Genomic DNA, 19,770 nt, shown 5'->3' on the forward strand with positions numbered 1-19,770 from the left:
GCCGGTGATCAGTTGTGGCTGTGCTGAAGGGCCACCCTCAGGTTCACCAGGAGTGAGACCGTGTTCGATCACAGCTGAGAAGTCTCCGGATCAGCAAGAACGTGCCCGCGGCGATCAGGGCTGCCCCGGTAAGGATCAAGGCCACCCCGATCGCGATCAGGAACGTCCCGATCAGGACCAGAAGCGCCCCGATCAGGACCAAGAGCGTACCGATGATGAGCAGAAAGATCGCGAGGACGGTCACGGTTGTCTCCTGTCCTCCCTCCCGCTCTGACCCCTTCCCCGCCCCCGTGCAAACACTCTGCTTCACGATCACCAACAGCTTGCCGCGGCCAAGAGGTCACCCACGATCCGCTGGTTTCCATCAGGACCGTCCCTGGGCCGGCCCTGGGCCGTCCGAGGTCAGCCGACGCCGACCGACAACGACAGAAGCCCACGGCGTCTGAGCTGGTCAGAACCGTGGGCTTCGTCAGGCCCGCTGGTCAGCGGGACCGGTGATCAGTAGACCGGCTGCTGATGGCAGGCAGAGGCGCCAAACGCGCGGGGGCCATCAGATCACAGGCGAGCGATGAGCGCGTAGCGTTCATCAGCAACCGGGCCGCCCCACAGATCGGCGTCGCCGGTCAGGTCTTCGATGCGGAGCTCGGCGACGAGCGGACGCACGGCGGCGGTGAGGTCGTCGGCGGTGATGCCTCCGTGCCAGGGCAGGGTCTCGGCTCCAGCGACGTAGGGCACCCCGCTCTGTCCCGCCTCGCGCCAGCGGCCTTCGATCAGGACCAGCAGGCCGCCGGGGCGGAGCCGGGCGGTCCATTCACGCAGGGCGGCCTCGGGGTCGGGCAGGGTCCACACCAGATGCCGGGAGAGCAAGACGTCGAACTGTTCGCCTCCGGTGGGCGGGTTGGCGGCGTCGCCGACCAGGAAGCGGCCCTCCAGGCCGGCGACGCGCAGTTTCGCCTGGGCCTGATCGACCATCTTCGGTGCGAGGTCGACGCCGGTGACGTGGTGGCCGGCTTCGGCCAGAAGCTTGGACAGGGAGCCGGTACCGCACCCCACGTCCAGCACGCTTACCGGGGTGATCGGCAGCCAGGAGGTCAGGCGAGCGGCCCAGGCGGCGCGGGTGTGCTCCGCGTTCAGTCCGTGGTCGGGTTCGTTGTCGAAGGTGTCGGCTGCGGCGTCCCAATAAGCCTTGATGGCGGAGGAGTTCGTCATCCAGTGATCCTTTCAATGACCACTGACAGCCAGCCGGGCCGCGTGCGCCGGGTGTGCTGTGTGGTGGTCGAGGGCGGCGTGCGGGTCGCCTTCGACGGGGGTGTGATCCGTATGGACGGTGGCGGCGGCCAGTCGGGGGATGGCGTGGATGAGGGCGTGCTCGGCGGCGACGGCGATGCGGTGGGCCTGGACGACGGTCAGCTGCGCATCGACGACGATGTCGGCTTCGGCGCGCAGGGCGTGACCGATCCACCGCATCCGCACCTGCCCGGTGCCGAGGACACCGTCGACACTGCGCAGGGTGGTGTGGGCTGCGGTGACGAGGTCGGGATCAACGGAGTCCATCAGGCGCCGGTAGACCTCGCGGGCGGCGTCCTTGAGGACCATCAGGATGGCGAGGGTGATGAGCAGCCCGACGACGGGGTCGGCGGCGCGCCAGCCAAGTGCGGCGCCACCCGCGCCCAGCAGGACGGCCAGGGAGGTGAAGCCGTCGGTGCGGGCGTGCAGACCGTCGGCGACCAAGGCCGCGGAACCGATGCGACGGCCGGTGCGGATGCGGTAGCGGGCCACCCATTCGTTGCCGATGAAGCCGGCCAGTGCGGCGCCGGAGACGGTCCACAGATGGATGATGTCGCGGGGATTGAGGAGGCGATCGATGGCCGCACAGGCAGCCAGGACGGCGGATGCGGCGATGGTCGCGACGATGAAGATGCCCGCCAGGTCCTCCGCCCGGCCGTAGCCGTAGGTGTAGCGGCGGTTGGCTGCCCGTCGGCCGAGGAGGAACGCGATCCCCAGCGGAATGGCGGTCAGCGCGTCGGCGGCATTGTGGATGGTGTCACCGAGCAGGGCCACCGACCCGGACAGGGCGACGATCACGCCCTGAACAAGGGTGGTGATCCCCAGGACGACCAGCGAGATCCACAGCGTGCGCATGCCCTCGCGGGAGGTCTCCATTGCCGCGTCCACCTTGTCGGTGACCTCGTGGCTGTGCGGTGTAACCAGGTGCGCGAGCTGATGCCGCAGACGCTTCAGCCGGGAGGCGCCACGGTGATGCCCGGAATCCACGCCGGCGTGACCGTGCTGGTGTCCATGGCCGTGGTGGTGTGTGTGCTGGTTCCCCTCCATACGGCGCACCGTGGCACACGGATTCGATTGCGGCTACAGCCGTCGTACACCACCTGACCAGGTGCGATGTGCTGGCAACAGCCCGGCGGGAGCAGCTGGTCCACAACGTCCAGCTCATGCTGTCGCGGCCGTGCAGCACCAGCCGTGCGCGAGGATCCGTTCCGGCCAACGAGTGACCGGAGGAATGGCCTGAACGCGTACTGCGACAGGCGCAGTGCATCACTCGCCGGAGAATCGCTCCGCCCGTGCCGGCCACTTCCCTCGTCGCTGCACGCCGACAGTGACCGCACCACGAGCGCACCAGATCGGGCGGGGAACAGCGGGGAATCACAGTGAAGGAAACCGGACTCGCAGAAACCGCGAACCGGCCGTTTGCGCAGGTCAGCGCCTGCAGCGGACCTTTGATGCCCTCAGCTTCCCAAGCTGAGGGCGCGAGTTCGATTCTCGTCACCCGCTCCATGCGAATCGTCGATCGCGTCCAGGACGAGGGTGGCGCCCCCCGCGAGGTGGCGGTGCAGTTCGGCGGGCTCGAGCCGGTGCCACACGGTGCTGCGACGGGTGGTGACCGGCACCAAGTAGGCGTGTTGAGGCAACGCCTCGCTGCGAACGCGCTCTCTCCCGCGCGAAACGCCAACTCGACCCCGTGGACGGCAGCGACGCCGCCGCCGACCTGGTGTCACCCACCCAGTTCGGCCGCCTCGCAGGCTCCTGCCACCTCTCGCTCGGAGACCACCGTCGGGCCGAAACCTTGCTGACCAGCACCGCGGAGGAGCTACGGGACAGGCGAAAGTCACGCGCGATCGTGCTGGGGAACCTTACGCTCGCCCGTATCCGTCAACGCGATGCCGAGGCGGGGGTGGCCAGCCTCACCGAAGCCATCACCGAGCTGGAGACCACACGCGGAGGCCCTCACGGTGTGAGGACGACCTTCTCGCAGCGGTCCTTCTTGTTCTTGAACAGGTCGTAGCCGGTCGGTGCCTCGGTCAAGGGCAGCCGGTGGGTGATGACCCTGGTGGGGTCGATCTTGCCCTGTTCGATCAGACCGAGCAGCGGCTTCATGTACCTCTGCACATGGCACTGCCCGGTGCGCAGGGTCAGGGACCTGTTCATCCACGCACCCGCCGGGAACTTGTCGATCAGCCCGCCGTAGACGCCGATGACCGACACCACGCCGCCGCTGCGGCAGGACAGGATGGCCTGGCGCAGGGCGTGTGGCCGGTCGGTCTCGGAGCGGACCGCCTGCTTGGCGCGGTCGTAGAGGTGGACGTGGGAGGCACCGTGAGTGGCCTCCAGCCCGACCGCGTCGATGCACTTGTCGGGGCCCCGGCCGCCGGTGAGTTCCAGCAGCGCCGACCGTACGTCGGTGTCCTCGAAGTCGATGGTCGTGTAGCCCTGGGCGGCGGCCATGTCGAGCCGGTAGTTCTCCTTGTCGATCGCGATGACCTTCTCCGCGCCCAGAACCCGGGCGCTGTCCATGGCGAACTGGCCGACCGGCCCGGCGCCCCAGACGGCGACGACGTCACCTTCTTGGATGTCGCACATGTCGGCGCCCATGTACCCGGTCGGCAGGATGTCGGACAGGAACAGCACCTGCTCGTCGCTGAGGTCCGACTCGATTTTGAGGGCGTTGGCGTCGGCGAGCACCACCCGGGCGTACTCTGCCTGGCCGCCGGCGAAGCCGCCGGTGAGGTGGGAGTAGCCGTAGATGCCGGCGGTGGGGTGGCCGAAGAGCTTCTCCGAGATGCCGGCGTTGGGGTTGGTGTTCTCGCAACACGAGTACAGCTCCGCGCGGCAGGCCGCGCAGGCACCGCAGGCGATGGGGAAGGGCACGACGACCCGGTCGCCGACGCGCAGTTTGTCGCCGCTGACACCGGGGCCGACCTCGACGACCTCTCCCATGAACTCGTGGCCCAGGATGTCGCCCTTTTCCATGGTGGGGACGTAACCGTCGACCAGGTGGAGGTCGGAGCCGCAGATCGCCGTCGAGGTGACCTTCACGATGGCGTCGCGGCGGTTCAGGATCGACGGTTCGGGGACGTCCTGCACCTCGACCGAGTTGCGTCCCGTCCAGCAGTTCGCCTTCATGCCAGGGCCTCCTTCAGTTCGTCCTCGGTCAGCGGTCGGGCCGGGTGCTGCGGGAACTCCCCGCGGGCCCGCTTGCCGCCGGGTGCGCCCTCGGAACGGACGATCTCGCCGGTCTCCGCGATCTGCTTGAAGCGGCGCAGGTCGTCGTCCAGCTGCTGGTGCGGTTCCTCGCCGAAGTAGCGCGCCGCGGTCTTGCCCAGCGCTCCCCCCGGCAGGTCGTAGCGCAGGGTCACCCGGATCTCCGTGCCCCGGCCGCCGGGGGCGGGCACGAAGCGGACCTCGCCGGAGTTGTCGATGTCGGCGCCGTCCACCGACCGCCAGGCGATCAGCTGGCCGGGGACGTCCTGAGTGGTCTCGGCGTCCCACTCGACCGTCTTGCCGAACGGCGCGCCGGCCCGCCAGTGACTGGTGCGCGGGCCGGTGACGCGCACCTCGTCCAGGTGCGCCATGAAGTCCGGCAGTCGCTCCAGGTCACTCCAGAGGCCGTACACCTCGTCCGGGGGCTGGGTGACAGTGGTGGCCGCGGTCAGTTCCATGGGGGTGCTCCTACGGGTGCGGGTCACGGCCGCGTAGACGTCCGTGGCGGTGATGGCGGCGACCGCGGCGGTCGCGACAACGGTGCGGCCGAGGCCGCGACCGTTGTGGTTCCTCAGGGCCCGGGTCAGCATCGTCAGATCCATGAGGTCGCCACCGACGCGGCCCCAGAGCCAGGCCGGATGCGGCCGCCCCAGCAGCCCGGTCGCCGCCGCCAACTCGCGCACACCGACGGCGGTCGTGGCCGAGCGGTGCCGGAAGGTGTCGTCCACGCCCAAGGTCCGGGCGAAGCCCCCCGGGGCGGCGACCTGGGGCACGCCCAGGAGCGCGCTGGCCCAGCCGAGGCCACGCACGAGCGGATCGTGCCGTAGGCGGGAGGTGGAGCCGGTGTCTGTCTTCATGAGTGCTCCCCACATGCGGTGAGGTGAACGGAAGGCGGGCCACGTGAGTGAGAAGGTGAAGCGCGCATAGCGAACAAGTCCGGAGTTTCCGCGCGGCCCGCATTCAATCCTCAACTCCCGTCACCGAACCGGCAGCGCAGTCGTCCGGTCGCGGCTTGGACCTGACGCGTGCCAGGGGCTTGACCTGCATCAGCACCGAACTCCATGGCTTGACTTCAGGAGCGGATGCATGTCCGGCCTGTCGAGTACGCGTCCGTCACGCAGGGCGTCGGGGTCCGCCATCCGTCCTACCGGGCCGGACGCGGACGGTCACCGCTGCTCAGGTATGACGGGGACGCAGGCGACTACGGCCCGTCCAACCCCGGCCGGAGCCGGGGTTGGCGTCGCTCGTCGGCCGGCCCGGTCCGGGGGAGCAGGCGGACGGCGACCCCGGGGCCCTTACCGCTTGTGGCCGTTGCCGTGTCCGTCGGGATGCAGGACCACCTTGGTCCAGCCCTCGTCACGGGCGTCGAAGTGCTCGTAGGCGGTGGGGGCCTCGTCCAGGCTGAGCTCGTGGGAGACGACGAAGCTCGGCTTCGCCTTCTCGCCGGCGATCAGATCCCGCAGCGCCCGGTTGTACTTCTTCACCGGCGCCTGCCCGGTCCCCACGTGCTGGCCCTTGAACCACATCATCCCGAAGTCGATCGGGACCTTGCCCTGTGCCTCCAGCTCTCCCTGAGCCTCCGTGCCGCCGGGATCCTGGGGCAGGAACACACCCACCACGCCGATGTCGCCGGTGAACCTGACCGAGTCGATCAGGCCATTGAGCGTGAGGCTGGCGTCCTCGTGTCCCTCGGGGTCGTGCGCCTGGTAGCCGACGCATTCGCAGCCGTTGTCGGCGCCCAGACCGAGGGTGGCCTCCTTGACGACCTCCGCCGGGTTCTGCTCGGCGGTGTTGATCGGGATGGCCCCGATCTCCTCCGCCTTGCGCAGCCGGTCGGGCTGGTGGTCGGCCGTCCAGACGCGGCCGGCGCCCTTGAGGAGGGCGGAGTAGGTCGCCATCAGCCCGACGGGACCGGCCCCGAAGACGATGGTCTGGTCGCCCGGTTTGACGTGGGCCATCTCGGTGGCGTGATAGCCGGTGGGGAAGATGTCGGCGAGCATCACGTAGTCGGTCTGCCGCTCGGCGGCGTCCTCGCCCAGACGCAGCGCGTTGAAGTCGCCGTAGGGCACGCGCAGCAGCTCCGCCTGGCCGCCCTGGTAGGGGCCCATGTCGGCGAATCCGTAAGCGGCTCCGGCGAGGGCCGGTTCCGGCTGCATGGTCAGGCAGTAGTTGGTCAGACCCCGCTCGCACTGCTTGCAGAAGCCGCAGGCGATGTTGAAGGGCAGGACCACGTACTCGCCGACCTGGACCTTGCGGACGGCCGAGCCGACCTCCACGACCTGGCCCATGTTCTCGTGCCCCAGCGTGCGGCCGGACTCGAACGAGGTGCGGCCCTCGTACATGTGCAGGTCCGAACCGCAGATATTGGTAGTGGTGATCTTGACGATGATGTCGCAGGGATGTTCGATCTTCGCGTCCGGCACGTCCTTCACCGTGACCGTTCGCGGTCCTTCATATACCGCTGCTTTCATGACTGCTTCCCTCGGTGTCGCGGCATGACCGCGGCACAGCGATGATGAGACGGCGCAAAGAGCCCGACTCTCGGAAGTTGCCAGGACGGGGCCTGTGGCTCCGGCGCGCCTCTGCGGGCCGTTCACCCGGATCAGATGGAACGGTGGTGCCGCCACCGGTCCGCCAGGCGGAGCTTCGGCGCCCGGCGACGTGCCGTGCGGGTCCCCGTCGGCCTCCGGTGCGAAACAGCCATTCCCCGATCGATCAGCGGATTCTTCGCATCCAGTCGGCCACCGGCCAAAGACGCATCTCCGACTCAGGTCACCAGCTGGTCACCGTGGTCGTCCTCCAGCATGCGGCGACGTTCCTGTTCGCGCTTGGAGTAGGCGGCTGACCGGATCGCCTCGTCGCTCTCCAGGCCGGATCCCAGCGCGCCGCCCACCGTGGCGACCGAAGCGACGAACCAGGACAGCGTCCAGTATTCCGTGGCGTGCAGCGGGGTCCGTGTCATGGAGGCGAACACTTGGTCGTTGAGGATGAAGAGCGCCCACACCAAGTTGATGACCAACAAACCCACGTAGCAGACGAGCACCCCGATGCCCACGGTCGCGACCGTCGAGGCGTTGTAGAGAGCTGCCCGCTTCCTCGCCTCCGGCGAGACCTCTGCCGTTCGATGCCACAGGTGCGCGTCCACGATCAGCCAGCCGATCATGAGCGCGACGGACCCGACCATGGCGATCACGAGGCGTGGCGTGCCCAGGGACGCGGCCAGACTCCACAGGGTGGAGTTCACGGTGGCAATTGCTCCCGTGGCGAGTGCGGCCGCCAGGGCCTTCGAGAGACCCGGGACCAACCGCCACGGCCGGTTGGCGCGAACCATACCGCCGAGCACCCTCAGGTAACCGCGCGGCCCGCTGACGACGTACCGGAGATCAGCGGTCTCCTCCTCACCGATCGGGCCCGGGTGCACAGGCGCAAGACGACCGGCGAAACGTCCCAGCGACTGACGCTGAGGAAGTTCCTCAGCCCCAGTGGCTCGCGCATCCGCCAAGCTGAGAACGGCCTCTTCCACCGCCCGCAGGGCCCTTCTCTCAAAACGCAGGCCCCCCAACGAAGGAAGGGACAGCAGCGCCAAGCCGTGCTCGTGACTGAGATCCACAACGAGCTTGCGCCCGTGTGAGTGCAACGGAAGGTCGGTGAGGGCCACGACGATGTCCCAGTGCTCCGCACGCCCGCGGTCCATGATCCGGCGCGTCAGCGTGGACAGGTCCTCGGTCCCTGCGCTGAAGGGCTCACTGACCACCTCGACGTCGAACCGTCGCCCCTGGCCCGACTTGTCGGCCAGCCGAGCAGGGAGCATCCGGGCCATGCGCCGCGCGATCTCCGTCGGCGCGTCCGGATCCGCCAGGAGAGCCACGACCGTAACGCCTTGTGACGACACCCTCACGACCGGACCCTTCTCGTCGGCTGCCCCGGCGATTACCCGTGCCCCCAGGATGCCCCCGAGACAACGTCGGCGCCCCCTGACGCGCAGGCCCCCGTCAGGGGGCAAACACGGACAGAACCGCTCCTCCCGGTGCGGCGCGGCCACTACGGTGGTTGACCACCGGGCAACGGAGAGGTCGGCCAAGTTCCGAGCCATCCGTTCGTCGCGTGACACGGCCGTGCCAGTCACAGGGGTCGGATGAGCCGGCGGGTGCATCCCCGCCTGTCAGCTCAGCCAGTGAATCCCAGGTCACCGGCAGGGCGCCCCGACCTCTCGCCTCACGCGGTGGTCATGCCTACCTGCGACGCCGGACGCACCAGCCCACGACCAACACGACCAGAACCGACAGCACGAACGCCCAAACGGTCGTCGTCGCGTCGTAGGGCCGGTACACGACGGCCGGCATGCAGGGACGGATACCCGGCATGTAGCGTGGCAGCCCTGCACCACAAGCGCACCGGATCGAGCGGGGAACAGCGGGGAACCACGGTGAAAGCCACCGAGCCCCGTAAGGCTGATCCTTGGGTCGTTGACCCGGTTCAGCGCCCGAACCGCCCGCAAATGATCCCAGCTTCCCAAGCTGAGGGATCCGGAGGAGCAGCACATCTGGCGCTCTCGTCACGGGCCGGCCGTGGCATCTGGCTCTGGTCGACGGTACGAGCAAGGAGCGTGGCTGAGGCCGACGGGGGTACAGCGAGACACACGCGAGCGTGATCGGTCGGCGCACCCGCCGTCGTGGCTGACTGTCGTCAGCTGAGGTTCGTGCCACGACCGTGCCAGATTCCGCGGTCAGCCACGGTTAACGAGGGTTCGTACGGTCGCGTTGCCAGCCATCTCACCCGGTATCGAAGTCCCAGGTCAGCTTGAGAGCTCTCCAGCCTCTCTCCTGAAGAGGTGGGCGAGGGGCGGTGGGCTGCCTGGTGTCAGCCCGCGCTCGTCCATGCGTCTGGGCGGGGTGCCAGCACCGCGGAGACAACCGCGCCGGACGAGGCCGCGACATCAGCCACGAATCGCAGGCGTCCGATGCCGAGTCGTCGCAGCGCCGGACCGTGGTCGACGGCGACGACGAGGGAGACCGCGAGCAGGAGAAGCTGCCACAGGGCCATCACCGGGCGGCGCATCGCGCGGGGCAGTTCTACCAGGGAGGCGTGCAGCCGCTCGCAGTGGAACGGGACGTGACGCTGCTCGTCGGACAGGATCCGCCCCGCCACATCCGAAGTGAGCGAGTCGTGGGTGCCATCGCGCAGGGCCCGGTAATACCGCAGTGCCACCACTTCCGCGATCATCAGCACCAGCAATTCCATGCGCAGGCCCAGGAGACGCCGCAGCCGTACGAAGACCGTGTCGCTCCAGTGGCCGGGCAACGTCGGCACGCCACCCGCAGCCAGCAGTCGAGCGAGGAGACGGGCGTGGTTCTGCTCCTCGGCGACGAAGAGCCGGATTGCCTGCGCGTAGTCGCCGTCGCCGGCCTCCTCCGCCTTGCCGACGAGGTTGGCGCCGTCACCGTCCTCGCCGACCTGGAAGCGTTGAATGCTGGCCCACACCGCCGGATGCAGCGTCGCGCTTTGCCCCCAGTCCGGGTCGCCCCGGACGCGCCTGCGCTCGTGCTCGTCCTCGAACCGCCTTGTCCACTTGGCGAAGTCGCCCGTACGCACCCGGTCTCCCCTCTCCAGGGGCGCGGCCACCGTGCCCCTGGAGAGGGGAGACGTCGGCGCACATCAAACCGTTCCACTGCTGCCCGACGCCGCGAACTTCACAAGTTCACACGCGCGCACCGTGCGAGAGACCTGTAGGTCGTCTCATGAACAGCCAATTTTTCAAGGCAGGTTGACATCACCAGCCGGCATCAGCGGCGTCGGACAGTCATGGATCCGGGTAGTCCGAGGTGGATCAGCAGCCCCCGAAACCCGAGTAGGAGCATCCCACGTGCTTTGCTGACCGAACTCCTGAAGCGGGTGTCGAGGGCGCCGGCACCATCCCGCCCCATGCGCTCCGCTGTCAGACCCTGGTGAGACCGGTCCCGTGGGAGTGGTAGTGCACCGACCGGCCCAGGCCCAGTCCGTTGGCCCCGGTCTCGTGCATGGCACGATGCCCGATCACGGACGAGCGCAAGGAGACCCCATGAACGATCAAGGCACCCCTGTATCGGCAGATGGCTTCAGGGTCGTCGCTGTCGATGCCGACTGGCCGGAATCACGGCAGTTCATGGGTGGCGGCGACAACCAAGTCACCGGCGACATCCATGTGTGCCTGTGGTTCGGCTCTGCGTCCTGTGACCCACAGGTCGAGCACGTCATGGTTCTCAGCGCCTCCTCCGGCAACGCAAAGGCCGACGAGGCCCTGGAGGACGCTTTGGAGGACTACTGCCACCCCGGTGAGGGACCTCCGGCCAGTCTGCCGGTCCCCGAACCCATCACCATCACCGCAGAGGGGAAACCCGTGACGTTCGAACTCTGGCGGAACAGCAGCAACCCTTACTGGGTCGCCCGGGGCCGTGTCGAGAACACCGAAGTGGTCCTGTCCGGCTCCGGGACAGAACCCAGCGAGCTGCGCCTGGTCCGCGTGAACGACCTGGCCGCGTACTCGGCCCCGATCGCTTTCCTCCCGGTCCGGGAAGCGATCTCCGCTGCCATGGGAAGCGATCTCCAGACGGCGGGGCCCAGCCGGCAATTGCAGGTCGAGGAGGCGGACACCACGCTGCGGGCCCTGCGCGACATCGCCGCCCGGGGTGCCGCCCTCGGTGGACCCGGCCGGGAATTGCACGGCGAGGAGGCGGACACGGTGATGCGCGCCCTGCGCCACCTCGCCCAGGAGGCCGGCCCCGCGGGAGAATGGGGAGCAGAGAGCTGATCAGCTCCCGCCGCCCTGGCCCACTCCGCGAAGGCCGTCGGGCTCTCGTGGCCCGCGCTCCGCTGACCGACGACGTGCTGGGTCACGACGACCGCGGCAGCGATGGAGAGCATGACGTGCAACCTGTGCCCCGAGCGAGCGGCGATCCGTGTCCGCCCGGCCGAGCCAACAGGATGCGCCCGCGTCTTCCAAGCGCCGGGGCGCATCCTGGGTGAGCGTCTGACTGCGTGACGACGCCGACGAGCAGCGGCGGACAAGCGCGAACGTCTGCGGGCCGTCAGCGCAGGTGAAAGGTACTCCAGCCCAAGGCGCCCAGCGCATCCGGCCCGCACGGGAAAAGCGGCCGATGCAGTGCCCGGCCGCAGCCAACCGAGGGCTCCTGCGACACAGCTCCGACACACTGTGTGTCCCCATACCGTAACGGACTGGCTCCCGCGCAGGTCGGAGAGGATGCATGGCTCGATCGACGCAATCACTCCGGAGCCGTGCGCGCGGGCTCGAACATCCTTCCAGCTCTGGAAAGGCGCCCAGGCCTCAAGAACTCCTCCGCCTCAGTCCGGGCGGCGAAGACACGGGACCCCTCGGTCGTCTGCTCGGTTGGTCAGGCGTTGGGACGCTTGCCGTGGTTGGCCTTCTTCTTCTTACGGCCGCGTCGCTTGTTCCCTCGTTTGGACATGGTGCACATCTCCCTAATTCGGGGCCTTCCGTGCGTCCGCCAGTCTAGATTCGGCCCGAGACGTCCGCATCAGCGGTGCCGCGGGCCCTCGTGCTTGGGTTTGTTCTCTCCGCTGTGGGCGTCCTGATCAGCCAGGTAGGGGAGACCGTGGTGAGTGGCGCTGTACGACTGCGCGGCCTGGTGCTGTCCCTGGCGTGCAGCCGGAGAATCTGACATCAGCCGCTGACATCAACGTCGCCGGACGACGCTGAACCCAGGCGGTCGGAAGAGGGCCGGGAAGCGTCGGTCGCGGGCGGGTAACGGCAGGCCGTTGCCCATCGGGATCGAACTTCCAAAGCGGTGCTCTCTCAGCCGACGTCGGGCTCATTCTTCCTGTTCCTCGACCAGACCACAGGCGGAGGGAAACGACTCCAAGAACTCCCGTCGTGCGGCGTCCTGTTCTGCTTCAGCCAAGTCGGCGAGCACCTGCAAGAGCCGGTTGCGCTGGTCCAGAGGCAGTCTCAGCAGTTCCCCGCCCACACCTTCCATCATCTTCACCGCGGAGTCGGGATCGACTTCGTCGTCATCGCAGCTCTCGAGGAACCAGACGGCGTCGACAACCAGCCCTGCAAGGGCTGGCACAAGCGGATCCATGGCGGTCATCCCCGCAACCTGGTCGACCCCTCTGACAGCAGGGCCGCCGTCTGCCGGGACATGAGGAGGCACCGCGTCCCCTTCTGAGCCGATCATGTTCCCTGACTGGTCGGCACAGGTGCTGCCGGACGGACCGCGGTGAAGTCCTGGAGCTCGTCGCGGGTGGCGGAGAGCAACAGCAGCCACTCATCGCAGCCCTGCCACGGGTATAGGTCGCCGGCCCCTCCTCGCACCACCCGCGGTCCGTCCCCGGTGCGGGGGCGTGCGTCCGCCGGCGCCTCCGTGAAGTGCGGGATCCACACGTCGGCGCAGATTTCGTTGGCCGATCCCATCGCCGCCAGCCCGAAGGCGTTCTCGGCCGCGGCGGTGCGCTCCTCGTCGGCGAAGTCGTCGAGCACCTGGTCCTCGTCCGGCCTCCCGTCCCCGCGGAAGGTCAGGGTGGTCGTGCCCGCCCGGGCCGCGTACTCCCATTCCGCCTCGCTGGGCAGCCGGAACGGCAACGTTCCCAGCAGGTCGTCCACGTCGTCCTCGAACCGGGCCGTGCTCGAAGCCGACTCGGCGAAGCTGTCCTCGTACTCGGGCAGCCAGTGCCGTACCTGCGCCACCGTGAGCGGATGCCGGGCGATCAGGAACGGCTCGACCCGCACTTCTCGCACCGGCCGGGCTCGGACGGCACCGGCGAAGAACGCTTCGAGGTCGTCATCGGCGCCCTCGGCCCGCTCGATGGCACGAACGGCGTCCAGCTCCGCGTCGGACAGGCCCATCCGGAATGTCCCACCGGGAACGGCCCGGAAGACCACTCCGGAGGGGGTGTGCCGCCAAGCCGGTCGGCCGGCCACGATCTCTTGAGCCCACATGGTGCCGGACGCTAGCAGCCGCCCCCGCTCCGCTCCCGGCAAGGCGACTCGATTCCACGGGGGCGGAACGACCGGTGCCGTGAACTGCACCGAGTCGGACGGCGTGGGTGACGGAATCAGGGGGCGGCCCCACCGAAGATCTCTCCGGGAACGCCTCTGCCGCGAGGCCGGCGGCACGTTCCCATGGTGACGCGAGACCGGAGGAGCCGTCATGCAACCAGACGACCAGATCATGCAAGGGCCCGGGGAGCGGCGAGTCGCCGAAGCGGCGGAACGGATCGTGGCCGAGGGGCGGCCACGGTTGCACCGCACCTGGACGTCATTGGTGGCCACCTCGCTGCTGGGCGGGATCGATGTGGGTGTCGGCGTCATGACGCTGCTGTTCGTGCGGCACGAGACCGGCAGTGAACTCCTGGCCGGACTGGCCTTCTCCGTGGGGCTCATCGCTTTGCTGCTCGGTCACAGCGAGCTGTTCACGGAGGGCTTCCTGGTGCCCGTCGCCACCGTGATCGCCGGCGCGGCCACCTGGCTCGACCTGGTGCGGATGTGGGTGACGGTCCTGGTGATGAACCTGATCGGTGGATGGGTGTTCACCTGGCTGGTCATGCAGGCTTACCCGGACCTGCACCGCACCGCGGCTGCTATGGGCGCGCATTTCGTCAACGGAGGGTACACACTGGGCACCTTCTGCATCTCTGTGCTGGGCGGCGGTGTCATCACGCTCATGACCCGTATGCACCACGGCACCGAGTCCATGACCGGGAAGCTCATCGCATCGATCGCCACCGCGTTCGTCCTGGCGGGACTCGGGCTGTGGCACTCGGTCCTGGACTCCCTGATCGCGTTCGCCGGCCTGCACACCGGCAGGACGGCCTACGGTTACGCAGACTGGCTGGGATGGCTGGCCTGGGCGGTCCTCGGCAACGTCGTCGGCGGCCTCCTGCTGACGACGTCACTGCGCCTCGTGCGCAGTGCCCCGGTGCTGAGCGACGACGCCCCCTCGGCTGGCTGACCATCGTTCGGCCCGCCGGCGCACGGACCGGGGCGGGCGACGATGCGTTTCCTCCCCATCGTCACCCACATCGACTCCGCGCGTCCAGACCGGGATTGCCGGGCCTTCCGCCTACAGACCGAACAGGCCGGGGTCCTTCGCCAGTGCGCGGAAGATGTCCTGCGGGTTCGCGACCAGCTTGCGCCGTTCGAGGTCCAGGATGCCGCCGACCCCCGTGAGTTCGGCCGCCACCGTGCCGTCGGACTTGGTGATGGTCTGCTCGATGCCGAAGGTCTTGCCCCCGCTCCAGACGAAGGCGCAGCTCACGTCGACCTCGTCGCCGGCGAGGAGTTCCCGCCGGTAGCGGATGGTGGTCTCCAGCGCGACCGGTCCCACACCCCGCGCGATGAGTCCGGTCTGGGTGATGCCCGCCTCCTGGAGCAGCGACCAGCGCGCGTGCTCGGCGTAGTTGAGGTACACGGCCTGGTTGAGGTGCCCCTGTACGTCGGTCTCGTACCCGCGCACGGTCACCCGGACGGAGAACGGCTCGCTCATCGCACATTCCTCGCATCTGCTCGGTTCGTCGCCCTGCCCCCCGATCCTGGCACGCCCGTCACACCCGGCGCGGAGAGGCCAGCAGGTAGCGCGCCCGCGTCCTCGGCTCCGTGTACTCCCCGACCTGCCAACCGGCCCGCTCCAGGGTGGCCGCGCAGGCCCGCAGCGCCTCGCCGTCCGGCTCGTGCACGGCGACCGCCTCCGGCTGCGGGGTCGCCCGCACCCGATAGCCGCCCTCGGCGTCCCCCACCGCCGGGGCGTGCCCGGCCGCCTCCAGGGCGAGCGCGGCGGCCTGCACGAGGTGCGAGCGCTCCCAGCCGCAGGGCCGGTCGGTGGCGCCGTCGGGGTTGGTCATCCGGCGCAGCTCCAGCATGCCCTCCCAGGCGCTGCGCACCTCCCGGAGCCGGGCCGCCCCGGCCCCGGGCAACGGTTCCTCGCCGCCCACCCGTGCGGCGAACACCCCGGTGGCGGCGGGCGTCTCCGGCTCGGCCGGTTCGGGCTCCGCCTCCCGTGTCCGACGGCCCGCGGGCGTCAGGAAGTGGTCGTGCGGCGGCCTCGGATGCCGGAAGGCCAGCCCGCGCTTCACCAGCGCCGCGAGCTGCGCCGGTGTGCCCTTCAGCCGCCCGGTGGCGGGGTCGGCGGCCTCGATGAGGCGCCGTTGCGCGGCGGTGAGCGGTCGGGTCATCGGTGTCCGGAGGCGTAGGGCAGGAACGCGGCCCACTGGTGGGGGGAGAAGGTGAGGTGGGGACCGGGTATCTGCTTCGAGTCCCGTACGTGGACGGTGTCCGCCGTGGTGGCGACCTCGACGCAGGCAGCGCCATCGGGGTTGCTGTGGCTGCTCTTGAACCACTGCAACTCGGCCAAGGGTGTCAGGCTCATGTCTCTCCCAGTAGTTTGTCGACGTAGGCCAGCGACTCCCGCGGAGCGAGGGCCTGGGCCCGGATGATCCCATAGCGCAGTTCCAGGATCTGGATCTCCCTGCGGTCCGAGATCAACCGGCTGACAAGCTGAATGTCGCTGTGTCCCACTGTGACGCCCTCCCTCAACCGCAGCAGGTGGAAGGGGCCGTCGAGACCGGCGTTGTCCTCGGAGGTCAGTGGCAACACCTGGATCTCGACGTTGCGCATCTGCCCGACCTCCAACAGTCGTTCGAGTTGTCGACGCAAGACCATCTTGCCCCCAACCGGCCGCCGCAGCGCAGCCTCGTCATGCACGAAGCTGAAAGCCGTGCTCGGCTGCGTCCCCTCGATGATCTCCTGACGGGACAGTCGTGCGGCGACCAGCTCGTTCACCTCGTCCTCGGAGAAGGCGGGCCGTCGCGACCCGAACACCGCCCGCAGGTATTCCTCGGTCTGCAACAGCCCGTTGACGACGGAGTTGTCGTAGGCGCAGATCTCCACGGCCTCCGCCTCCAGCTTGGCCAGGTCTCGTACCTTCTTCGGGAACCGGGCCTTCTCCACCTCCTTCTTCAACCCCGAGATCAGGCCGCCCGCGTCCAGCACCCGGTCCGCCGCGTCGAGGAACGGCTCCATCGGCGCCCGCCGTCCCCGTTCGACGGAGGACACCTGCTCCTCGCTGTATCCGATGGCCGTTCCGAGGCCGGCCTGGGTCATGCCCTCCCGCTCCCGGCACATCTTGATGATCCTGCCGACGGTCCGCAGGACGGCCGCCGACTCCTCGTCCGCACCGTAAGGCTCCACGCTCATGTCCCCGCACCTCCCTGTGCCTCCCGTGCTCAACTCGCCGTCGGTGCGGGGCGTCACGCGTCGCGGCCCGGACAGGGCCGGACAGCTCCCGTACGGTGGTGACGCGTACCGCCTTCGTGACTCTCCGGAGTCGGTCCGATCGGCCACGCTGAGTGACATGAACGTCGAGATCGTGTCCGCCGGCGAACACACCGGCCCTACCCGCCACTTCGGCATCCGCCTCTCGGCCACCGCCAGGGGCGCGCGCCTCGCCCGTCACCTGTCGGCCGAGCAACTCGCTTCCTGGGGCTGGCCGTACGACAGCGAGGCCAACCGCACGGCGGCCCTGCTGGTGGGCGAACTCGCCGCGAACGCGGCGGTGCACGGCCGTGTGCGGGGGCGTGACTTCAGGCTCCGCCTGACCCTCCACCCGGAGGACGCCACGCTCCGTATCGAACTCACCGACGCCCGCCCGGACCGCCGCCCCCCGGCACCCGGCACGCTCGCCCCCGCGGCACCGGAGCAGGAGTCGGGCCGGGGCCTGCTCCTCGTGGAGGCGCTGGCGACGCACTGGGGCACCACCTGCGGCGACCCGTACACCAAGACGGTGTGGTGCGAGGTCGTCCTGGGCTGAGGGTGCCTCGGGCCGGAGGTCGGCGATCCGGGGTCGGCATCCGGCCGGTCGCCCGGTGACGCCCTCCTCGCGGGCGACCGCCGTCCCGCCCCCGTGGGACGCTAACCCATGAACTCCGGCTGCTCGTACGGCGTCCACCAGGCCAGGAGCCCCCAGATGCCGAGGGTCAGGGCGGTCGCGGTGAGGACGGTCGCGAGCCACGGGCGGCGCAGCGCGCGCAGGGTGAGCAGCCACACGGCGAGCGGGACGAGCGCGCCGCCGACGGCGATGAGCGGGAGGTCGACGTAGAGGACGCTCAGGTCGCGGTGCATGGCCTCGAAGCCGCCGTGGATGCTGACCCGTGCCCTCGGTGCCCAGGCGAGCACGGCGGTGATGCCGCCGACCGCCGCCCAGAGGAGGGCCGCGCAGCCCTTGCTGTTGTCCGTCATGATCTTTTGGGACGCCGGTGGGCCGCTGGCCGGTTCCGGACGGCGGCCGTGGGGCCGGGGACCGCCTACTGTCGGTAGCCGCCCAGGAAGCGGCCGATCCGGCCGATCGCCGCCTCCAGGTCGTCTGCGCGGGGGAGGGTGAGGATGCGGAAGTGGTCGGGGGAGGGCCAGTTGAAGCCGGTGCCCTGGACCACCTGGATCTTCTCCCGCAGCAGCAGGTCCAGGACGAACTTCTCGTCGTCGTGGATCCTGTGCACCTTGGGGTCCAGGCGCGGGAACGCGTACAGCGCGCCCTTCGGCTTCACGCAGCTCACGCCGGGGATCTCGTTCAGCTTCTCCCAGGCCACGTCCCGCTGTTCGCGCAGCCGCCCGCCGGGCGCGGTCAGCTCGCGGATGGACTGCCGTCCGCCGAGCGCGGCCTGGATGGCGTACTGGGCGGGGGCGTTGGCGCACAGCCGCATGGAGGCCAGCATGGTCAGGCCCTCCAGGTAGTCCTTGGCGTGCTGCTTGGGGCCGGTGACCACCAGCCAGCCGGAGCGGAAGCCCGCCACGCGGTACGTCTTGGACAGGCCGCAGAAGGTGAGGACCACCAGGTCGGGGGCGAGGGCGGCGGCCGAGTGGTGCACGGCGTCGTCGTAGAGGATCTGGTCGTAGATCTCGTCGGCGAGGACCATCAGGCCGTGCCGGCGGGCCAGGTCGAGGATGCCCTCGACGACTTCCTTCGGGTAGACCGCGCCGGTGGGGTTGTTGGGGTTGATGATGACCACGGCCTTGGTGCGGTCCGTGATCTTCGCCGCCATGTCGTCCAGGTCCGGGTACCAGTCGGCCTGCTCGTCGCACAGGTAGTGGACCGCCTTGCCGCCGGCGAGGGTGGTCACCGCCGTCCAGAGGGGGAAGTCCGGGGCGGGGACGAGGATTTCGTCGCCGTCCTCCAGCAGGGCCTGCACGGCCATGGACACCAGCTCGGAGACGCCGTTGCCGAGGAAGACGTCGTCCACGTCGACCTCCAGGCCCAGGGTCTGGTAGCGCTGGGCCACCGCGCGGCGGGCGGAGAGGACGCCCCGCGAGTCGGTGTAGCCGTGCGCCTGCGGGAGCATCCGGATCATGTCCTGGAGGATCTCCTCCGGCGCCTCGAAACCGAACAGGGCCGGGTTGCCGGTGTTCAGGCGCAGCACGCTGTGCCCCGCCTCCTCCAGCGCGTCGGCGTGCTCGATGACCGGACCGCGGATCTCGTAGCAGACCTCGCTGAGCTTGCTCGACTGCCGGAACTCCATGCGCCGCTTCCCCTCGTGCCCGTCTGGTGTCACTTGGTTTTACCAAGTGGGAGCTTGGAAAGTCCAACAACATGTCTAGACTGCGCCGCATGTCACCTCGCCGAAGCTACGACCAGTACTGTTCCGTCGCCCGCGCGCTCGACGCCGTCGGCGACCGCTGGACCCTGCTGATCGTCCGGGAACTCCTCGCCGGCCCGCGGCGCTACACCGACCTGCACGCGGACCTGCCCGGCGTCAGCACGGACGTGCTGGCCTCGCGGCTGAAGGACATGGAGCGCGACGGGTTGACGGCCCGGCGGCGCCTGCCTCCGCCCGGCGCGGCGTACGTGTACGAACTCACCGCCCGGGGAAGTGAACTGCTGCCCGTGCTCCAGGCCCTCGGCACCTGGGGGCAGGCGGGGCTGGGGGAGCGGCGGCCCACGGACGCGGTGCGGGCGCACTGGTTCGCGCTGCCCCTGCTGCGGGCGCTGGAGGGGGAGGGACTGGTCGAAGTCCTGCTGGAGGAGGGGACGTTCCACCTGCGCGTCGGAGCCGGGGACGGTCCCGTGTACGGCGACGGGCCCGCCCCCCGGGACCCCGACGCCCGACTGGTCCTCGACACCGGCACGTGCACGGCGATCGGCCGGGGCGAGTCGACGGTCGCCGCCGCGGTGCGGGCCGGCCGGATCGAGGTGACCGGCGACGGCACGCTCGCCAAGGCCCTGCGGGAGGCGTGAGCGGAGGGACGGAAAAAGCGGGGCGAGGAAAGACGGA

Annotated in this window: 22 protein-coding genes; 5 read left to right on the forward strand and 17 right to left on the reverse strand. The window is 69.4% G+C overall.

The features are described 5' to 3' along the window. Nucleotides 1-43: 43 nt before the first annotated feature. The 3 genes from CP969_RS30160 to CP969_RS30170 all read right to left on the reverse strand — a co-directional run bounded on the left by CP969_RS30160 (nucleotide 44) and on the right by CP969_RS30170 (nucleotide 2,163). A complete protein-coding gene (locus CP969_RS30160; RefSeq protein WP_016824017.1) occupies nucleotides 44-244 on the reverse strand; it encodes a hypothetical protein in 201 nt (66 codons plus the stop codon). Between the two features lie 311 nt (nucleotides 245-555). Next, the gene (locus CP969_RS30165) at nucleotides 556-1,209 is read right to left on the reverse strand and encodes a class I SAM-dependent methyltransferase (RefSeq protein WP_016824016.1); all 654 of its coding nucleotides are present in this window, start codon (nucleotides 1,207-1,209) and stop codon (nucleotides 556-558) included. Nucleotides 1,210-1,221: 12 nt separating this feature from the next. Continuing rightward, nucleotides 1,222-2,163 carry a cation diffusion facilitator family transporter gene (locus CP969_RS30170; RefSeq protein ID WP_016824014.1) on the reverse strand — a complete coding sequence of 314 codons (942 nt, stop codon included), beginning with the start codon at nucleotides 2,161-2,163 and terminating at the stop codon, nucleotides 1,222-1,224. Nucleotides 2,164-2,211: 48 nt separating this feature from the next. Between CP969_RS30170 and CP969_RS34040 the strand changes: the two genes are divergently transcribed. Beyond that, a complete protein-coding gene (locus CP969_RS34040; protein WP_016824012.1) occupies nucleotides 2,212-2,391 on the forward strand; it encodes a hypothetical protein in 180 nt (59 codons plus the stop codon). A gap of 852 nt (nucleotides 2,392-3,243) precedes the next feature. Here CP969_RS34040 and CP969_RS30185 read toward each other — a convergent pair. From CP969_RS30185 to CP969_RS30205, 5 genes are all read right to left on the reverse strand, one after another. Next, on the reverse strand, nucleotides 3,244-4,419 hold the full coding sequence (locus CP969_RS30185) for a zinc-dependent alcohol dehydrogenase (RefSeq protein ID WP_004981489.1): 1,176 nt from the start codon (nucleotides 4,417-4,419) through the stop codon (nucleotides 3,244-3,246). Next, a complete protein-coding gene (locus tag CP969_RS30190; protein WP_016824009.1) occupies nucleotides 4,416-5,354 on the reverse strand; it encodes an SRPBCC family protein in 939 nt (312 codons plus the stop codon). Before CP969_RS30190 ends, CP969_RS30185 begins: the two co-directional genes overlap by 4 nt. A gap of 438 nt (nucleotides 5,355-5,792) precedes the next feature. Beyond that, nucleotides 5,793-6,968 (reverse strand): glutathione-independent formaldehyde dehydrogenase, encoded by a 1,176-nt coding sequence (locus CP969_RS30195; protein ID WP_004981483.1) that lies wholly within the window; start codon nucleotides 6,966-6,968, stop codon nucleotides 5,793-5,795. A gap of 296 nt (nucleotides 6,969-7,264) precedes the next feature. Beyond that, on the reverse strand, nucleotides 7,265-8,395 hold the full coding sequence (locus CP969_RS30200) for a hypothetical protein (protein WP_016824007.1): 1,131 nt from the start codon (nucleotides 8,393-8,395) through the stop codon (nucleotides 7,265-7,267). 962 nt (nucleotides 8,396-9,357) lie between these two features. Further along, a complete protein-coding gene (locus CP969_RS30205) occupies nucleotides 9,358-10,089 on the reverse strand; it encodes a ferritin-like domain-containing protein (RefSeq protein WP_016824005.1) in 732 nt (243 codons plus the stop codon). A gap of 466 nt (nucleotides 10,090-10,555) precedes the next feature. Here CP969_RS30205 and CP969_RS30210 point away from each other — a divergent pair, with 466 nt between their 5' ends. Further along, nucleotides 10,556-11,284, forward strand: a complete 729-nt coding sequence (locus CP969_RS30210) for a hypothetical protein (RefSeq protein WP_016824004.1) — start codon at nucleotides 10,556-10,558, stop codon at nucleotides 11,282-11,284. Nucleotides 11,285-11,885: 601 nt separating this feature from the next. On the opposite strand, the gene CP969_RS34695 is transcribed toward CP969_RS30210, so the two are convergent. From CP969_RS34695 to CP969_RS30220, 3 genes are all read right to left on the reverse strand, one after another. Next, nucleotides 11,886-11,960 (reverse strand): 50S ribosomal protein bL37, encoded by a 75-nt coding sequence (locus CP969_RS34695; RefSeq protein ID WP_109542219.1) that lies wholly within the window; start codon nucleotides 11,958-11,960, stop codon nucleotides 11,886-11,888. 363 nt (nucleotides 11,961-12,323) lie between these two features. Further along, nucleotides 12,324-12,602, reverse strand: a complete 279-nt coding sequence (locus tag CP969_RS30215; protein ID WP_016824002.1) for a hypothetical protein — start codon at nucleotides 12,600-12,602, stop codon at nucleotides 12,324-12,326. An 83-nt stretch (nucleotides 12,603-12,685) separates the two neighbouring features. After that, nucleotides 12,686-13,357, reverse strand: coding sequence for a formylglycine-generating enzyme family protein (locus CP969_RS30220; protein ID WP_016824000.1), 672 nt, complete (start codon nucleotides 13,355-13,357; stop codon nucleotides 12,686-12,688). 304 nt (nucleotides 13,358-13,661) lie between these two features. Here CP969_RS30220 and CP969_RS30225 point away from each other — a divergent pair, with 304 nt between their 5' ends. Continuing rightward, the gene (locus CP969_RS30225; protein WP_026084764.1) at nucleotides 13,662-14,462 is read left to right on the forward strand and encodes a formate/nitrite transporter family protein; all 801 of its coding nucleotides are present in this window, start codon (nucleotides 13,662-13,664) and stop codon (nucleotides 14,460-14,462) included. Nucleotides 14,463-14,573: 111 nt separating this feature from the next. On the opposite strand, the gene CP969_RS30230 is transcribed toward CP969_RS30225, so the two are convergent. From CP969_RS30230 to CP969_RS30245, 4 genes are read right to left on the reverse strand one after another with little or no spacing between them, the layout of a single operon-like run. Continuing rightward, a complete protein-coding gene (locus tag CP969_RS30230; RefSeq protein ID WP_004981448.1) occupies nucleotides 14,574-14,996 on the reverse strand; it encodes an acyl-CoA thioesterase in 423 nt (140 codons plus the stop codon). Nucleotides 14,997-15,054: 58 nt separating this feature from the next. Next, entirely contained in the window at nucleotides 15,055-15,681 is a 627-nt protein-coding gene (locus CP969_RS30235; RefSeq protein WP_016823996.1) for a hypothetical protein, read from the reverse strand. Continuing rightward, nucleotides 15,678-15,875, reverse strand: a complete 198-nt coding sequence (locus tag CP969_RS30240; protein ID WP_026084763.1) for a DUF397 domain-containing protein — start codon at nucleotides 15,873-15,875, stop codon at nucleotides 15,678-15,680. The genes CP969_RS30235 and CP969_RS30240 overlap by 4 nt, the downstream gene beginning before the upstream one ends. Continuing rightward, complete coding sequence (locus tag CP969_RS30245) at nucleotides 15,872-16,702, reverse strand: helix-turn-helix domain-containing protein (protein WP_016823992.1); 831 nt, start codon at nucleotides 16,700-16,702, stop codon at nucleotides 15,872-15,874. The genes CP969_RS30240 and CP969_RS30245 overlap by 4 nt, the downstream gene beginning before the upstream one ends. A gap of 157 nt (nucleotides 16,703-16,859) precedes the next feature. Between CP969_RS30245 and CP969_RS30250 the strand changes: the two genes are divergently transcribed. Next, the gene (locus CP969_RS30250; RefSeq protein WP_016823990.1) at nucleotides 16,860-17,315 is read left to right on the forward strand and encodes an ATP-binding protein; all 456 of its coding nucleotides are present in this window, start codon (nucleotides 16,860-16,862) and stop codon (nucleotides 17,313-17,315) included. Nucleotides 17,316-17,416: 101 nt separating this feature from the next. Here CP969_RS30250 and CP969_RS30255 read toward each other — a convergent pair whose 3' ends face one another. Continuing rightward, nucleotides 17,417-17,743 (reverse strand): hypothetical protein, encoded by a 327-nt coding sequence (locus CP969_RS30255; RefSeq protein ID WP_004981440.1) that lies wholly within the window; start codon nucleotides 17,741-17,743, stop codon nucleotides 17,417-17,419. Between the two features lie 65 nt (nucleotides 17,744-17,808). Further along, on the reverse strand, nucleotides 17,809-19,017 hold the full coding sequence (locus CP969_RS30260; RefSeq protein WP_016823989.1) for a pyridoxal phosphate-dependent aminotransferase: 1,209 nt from the start codon (nucleotides 19,015-19,017) through the stop codon (nucleotides 17,809-17,811). An 89-nt stretch (nucleotides 19,018-19,106) separates the two neighbouring features. Between CP969_RS30260 and CP969_RS30265 the strand changes: the two genes are divergently transcribed. Continuing rightward, on the forward strand, nucleotides 19,107-19,733 hold the full coding sequence (locus tag CP969_RS30265; protein ID WP_016823988.1) for a winged helix-turn-helix transcriptional regulator: 627 nt from the start codon (nucleotides 19,107-19,109) through the stop codon (nucleotides 19,731-19,733). Nucleotides 19,734-19,770 lie beyond the last annotated feature (37 nt).

Origin of the sequence: Streptomyces viridosporus T7A, assembly GCF_008704515.1 — a bacterium.
GTDB classification, from domain to species: domain Bacteria; phylum Actinomycetota; class Actinomycetes; order Streptomycetales; family Streptomycetaceae; genus Streptomyces; species Streptomyces viridosporus.

Excerpts from the sequence above, each read along its gene's own strand:
- CP969_RS30210 (WP_016824004.1), top strand. The coding sequence starts at position 10,556 with ATGAACGATCAAGGCACCCCTGTATCGGCAGATGGCTTCAGGGTCGTC.
- CP969_RS30265 (WP_016823988.1), top strand. The coding sequence starts at position 19,107 with ATGTCACCTCGCCGAAGCTACGACCAGTACTGTTCCGTCGCCCGCGCG.
- CP969_RS30165 (WP_016824016.1), bottom strand. The coding sequence starts at position 1,209 with ATGACGAACTCCTCCGCCATCAAGGCTTATTGGGACGCCGCAGCCGAC.
- CP969_RS30225 (WP_026084764.1), top strand. The coding sequence starts at position 13,662 with ATGCAACCAGACGACCAGATCATGCAAGGGCCCGGGGAGCGGCGAGTC.
- CP969_RS30255 (WP_004981440.1), bottom strand. The coding sequence starts at position 17,743 with ATGACGGACAACAGCAAGGGCTGCGCGGCCCTCCTCTGGGCGGCGGTC.
- CP969_RS30235 (WP_016823996.1), bottom strand. The coding sequence starts at position 15,681 with ATGACCCGACCGCTCACCGCCGCGCAACGGCGCCTCATCGAGGCCGCC.
- CP969_RS30195 (WP_004981483.1), bottom strand. The coding sequence starts at position 6,968 with ATGAAAGCAGCGGTATATGAAGGACCGCGAACGGTCACGGTGAAGGAC.
- CP969_RS30190 (WP_016824009.1), bottom strand. The coding sequence starts at position 5,354 with ATGAAGACAGACACCGGCTCCACCTCCCGCCTACGGCACGATCCGCTC.
- CP969_RS30215 (WP_016824002.1), bottom strand. The coding sequence starts at position 12,602 with ATGACCGCCATGGATCCGCTTGTGCCAGCCCTTGCAGGGCTGGTTGTC.
- CP969_RS30240 (WP_026084763.1), bottom strand. The coding sequence starts at position 15,875 with ATGAGCCTGACACCCTTGGCCGAGTTGCAGTGGTTCAAGAGCAGCCAC.
- CP969_RS30170 (WP_016824014.1), bottom strand. The coding sequence starts at position 2,163 with ATGGAGACCTCCCGCGAGGGCATGCGCACGCTGTGGATCTCGCTGGTC.
- CP969_RS30220 (WP_016824000.1), bottom strand. The coding sequence starts at position 13,357 with ATGGGCCTGTCCGACGCGGAGCTGGACGCCGTTCGTGCCATCGAGCGG.
- CP969_RS30185 (WP_004981489.1), bottom strand. The coding sequence starts at position 4,419 with ATGAAGGCGAACTGCTGGACGGGACGCAACTCGGTCGAGGTGCAGGAC.
- CP969_RS30245 (WP_016823992.1), bottom strand. The coding sequence starts at position 16,702 with ATGAGCGTGGAGCCTTACGGTGCGGACGAGGAGTCGGCGGCCGTCCTG.
- CP969_RS30260 (WP_016823989.1), bottom strand. The coding sequence starts at position 19,017 with ATGGAGTTCCGGCAGTCGAGCAAGCTCAGCGAGGTCTGCTACGAGATC.
- CP969_RS30230 (WP_004981448.1), bottom strand. The coding sequence starts at position 14,996 with ATGAGCGAGCCGTTCTCCGTCCGGGTGACCGTGCGCGGGTACGAGACC.
- CP969_RS30250 (WP_016823990.1), top strand. The coding sequence starts at position 16,860 with ATGAACGTCGAGATCGTGTCCGCCGGCGAACACACCGGCCCTACCCGC.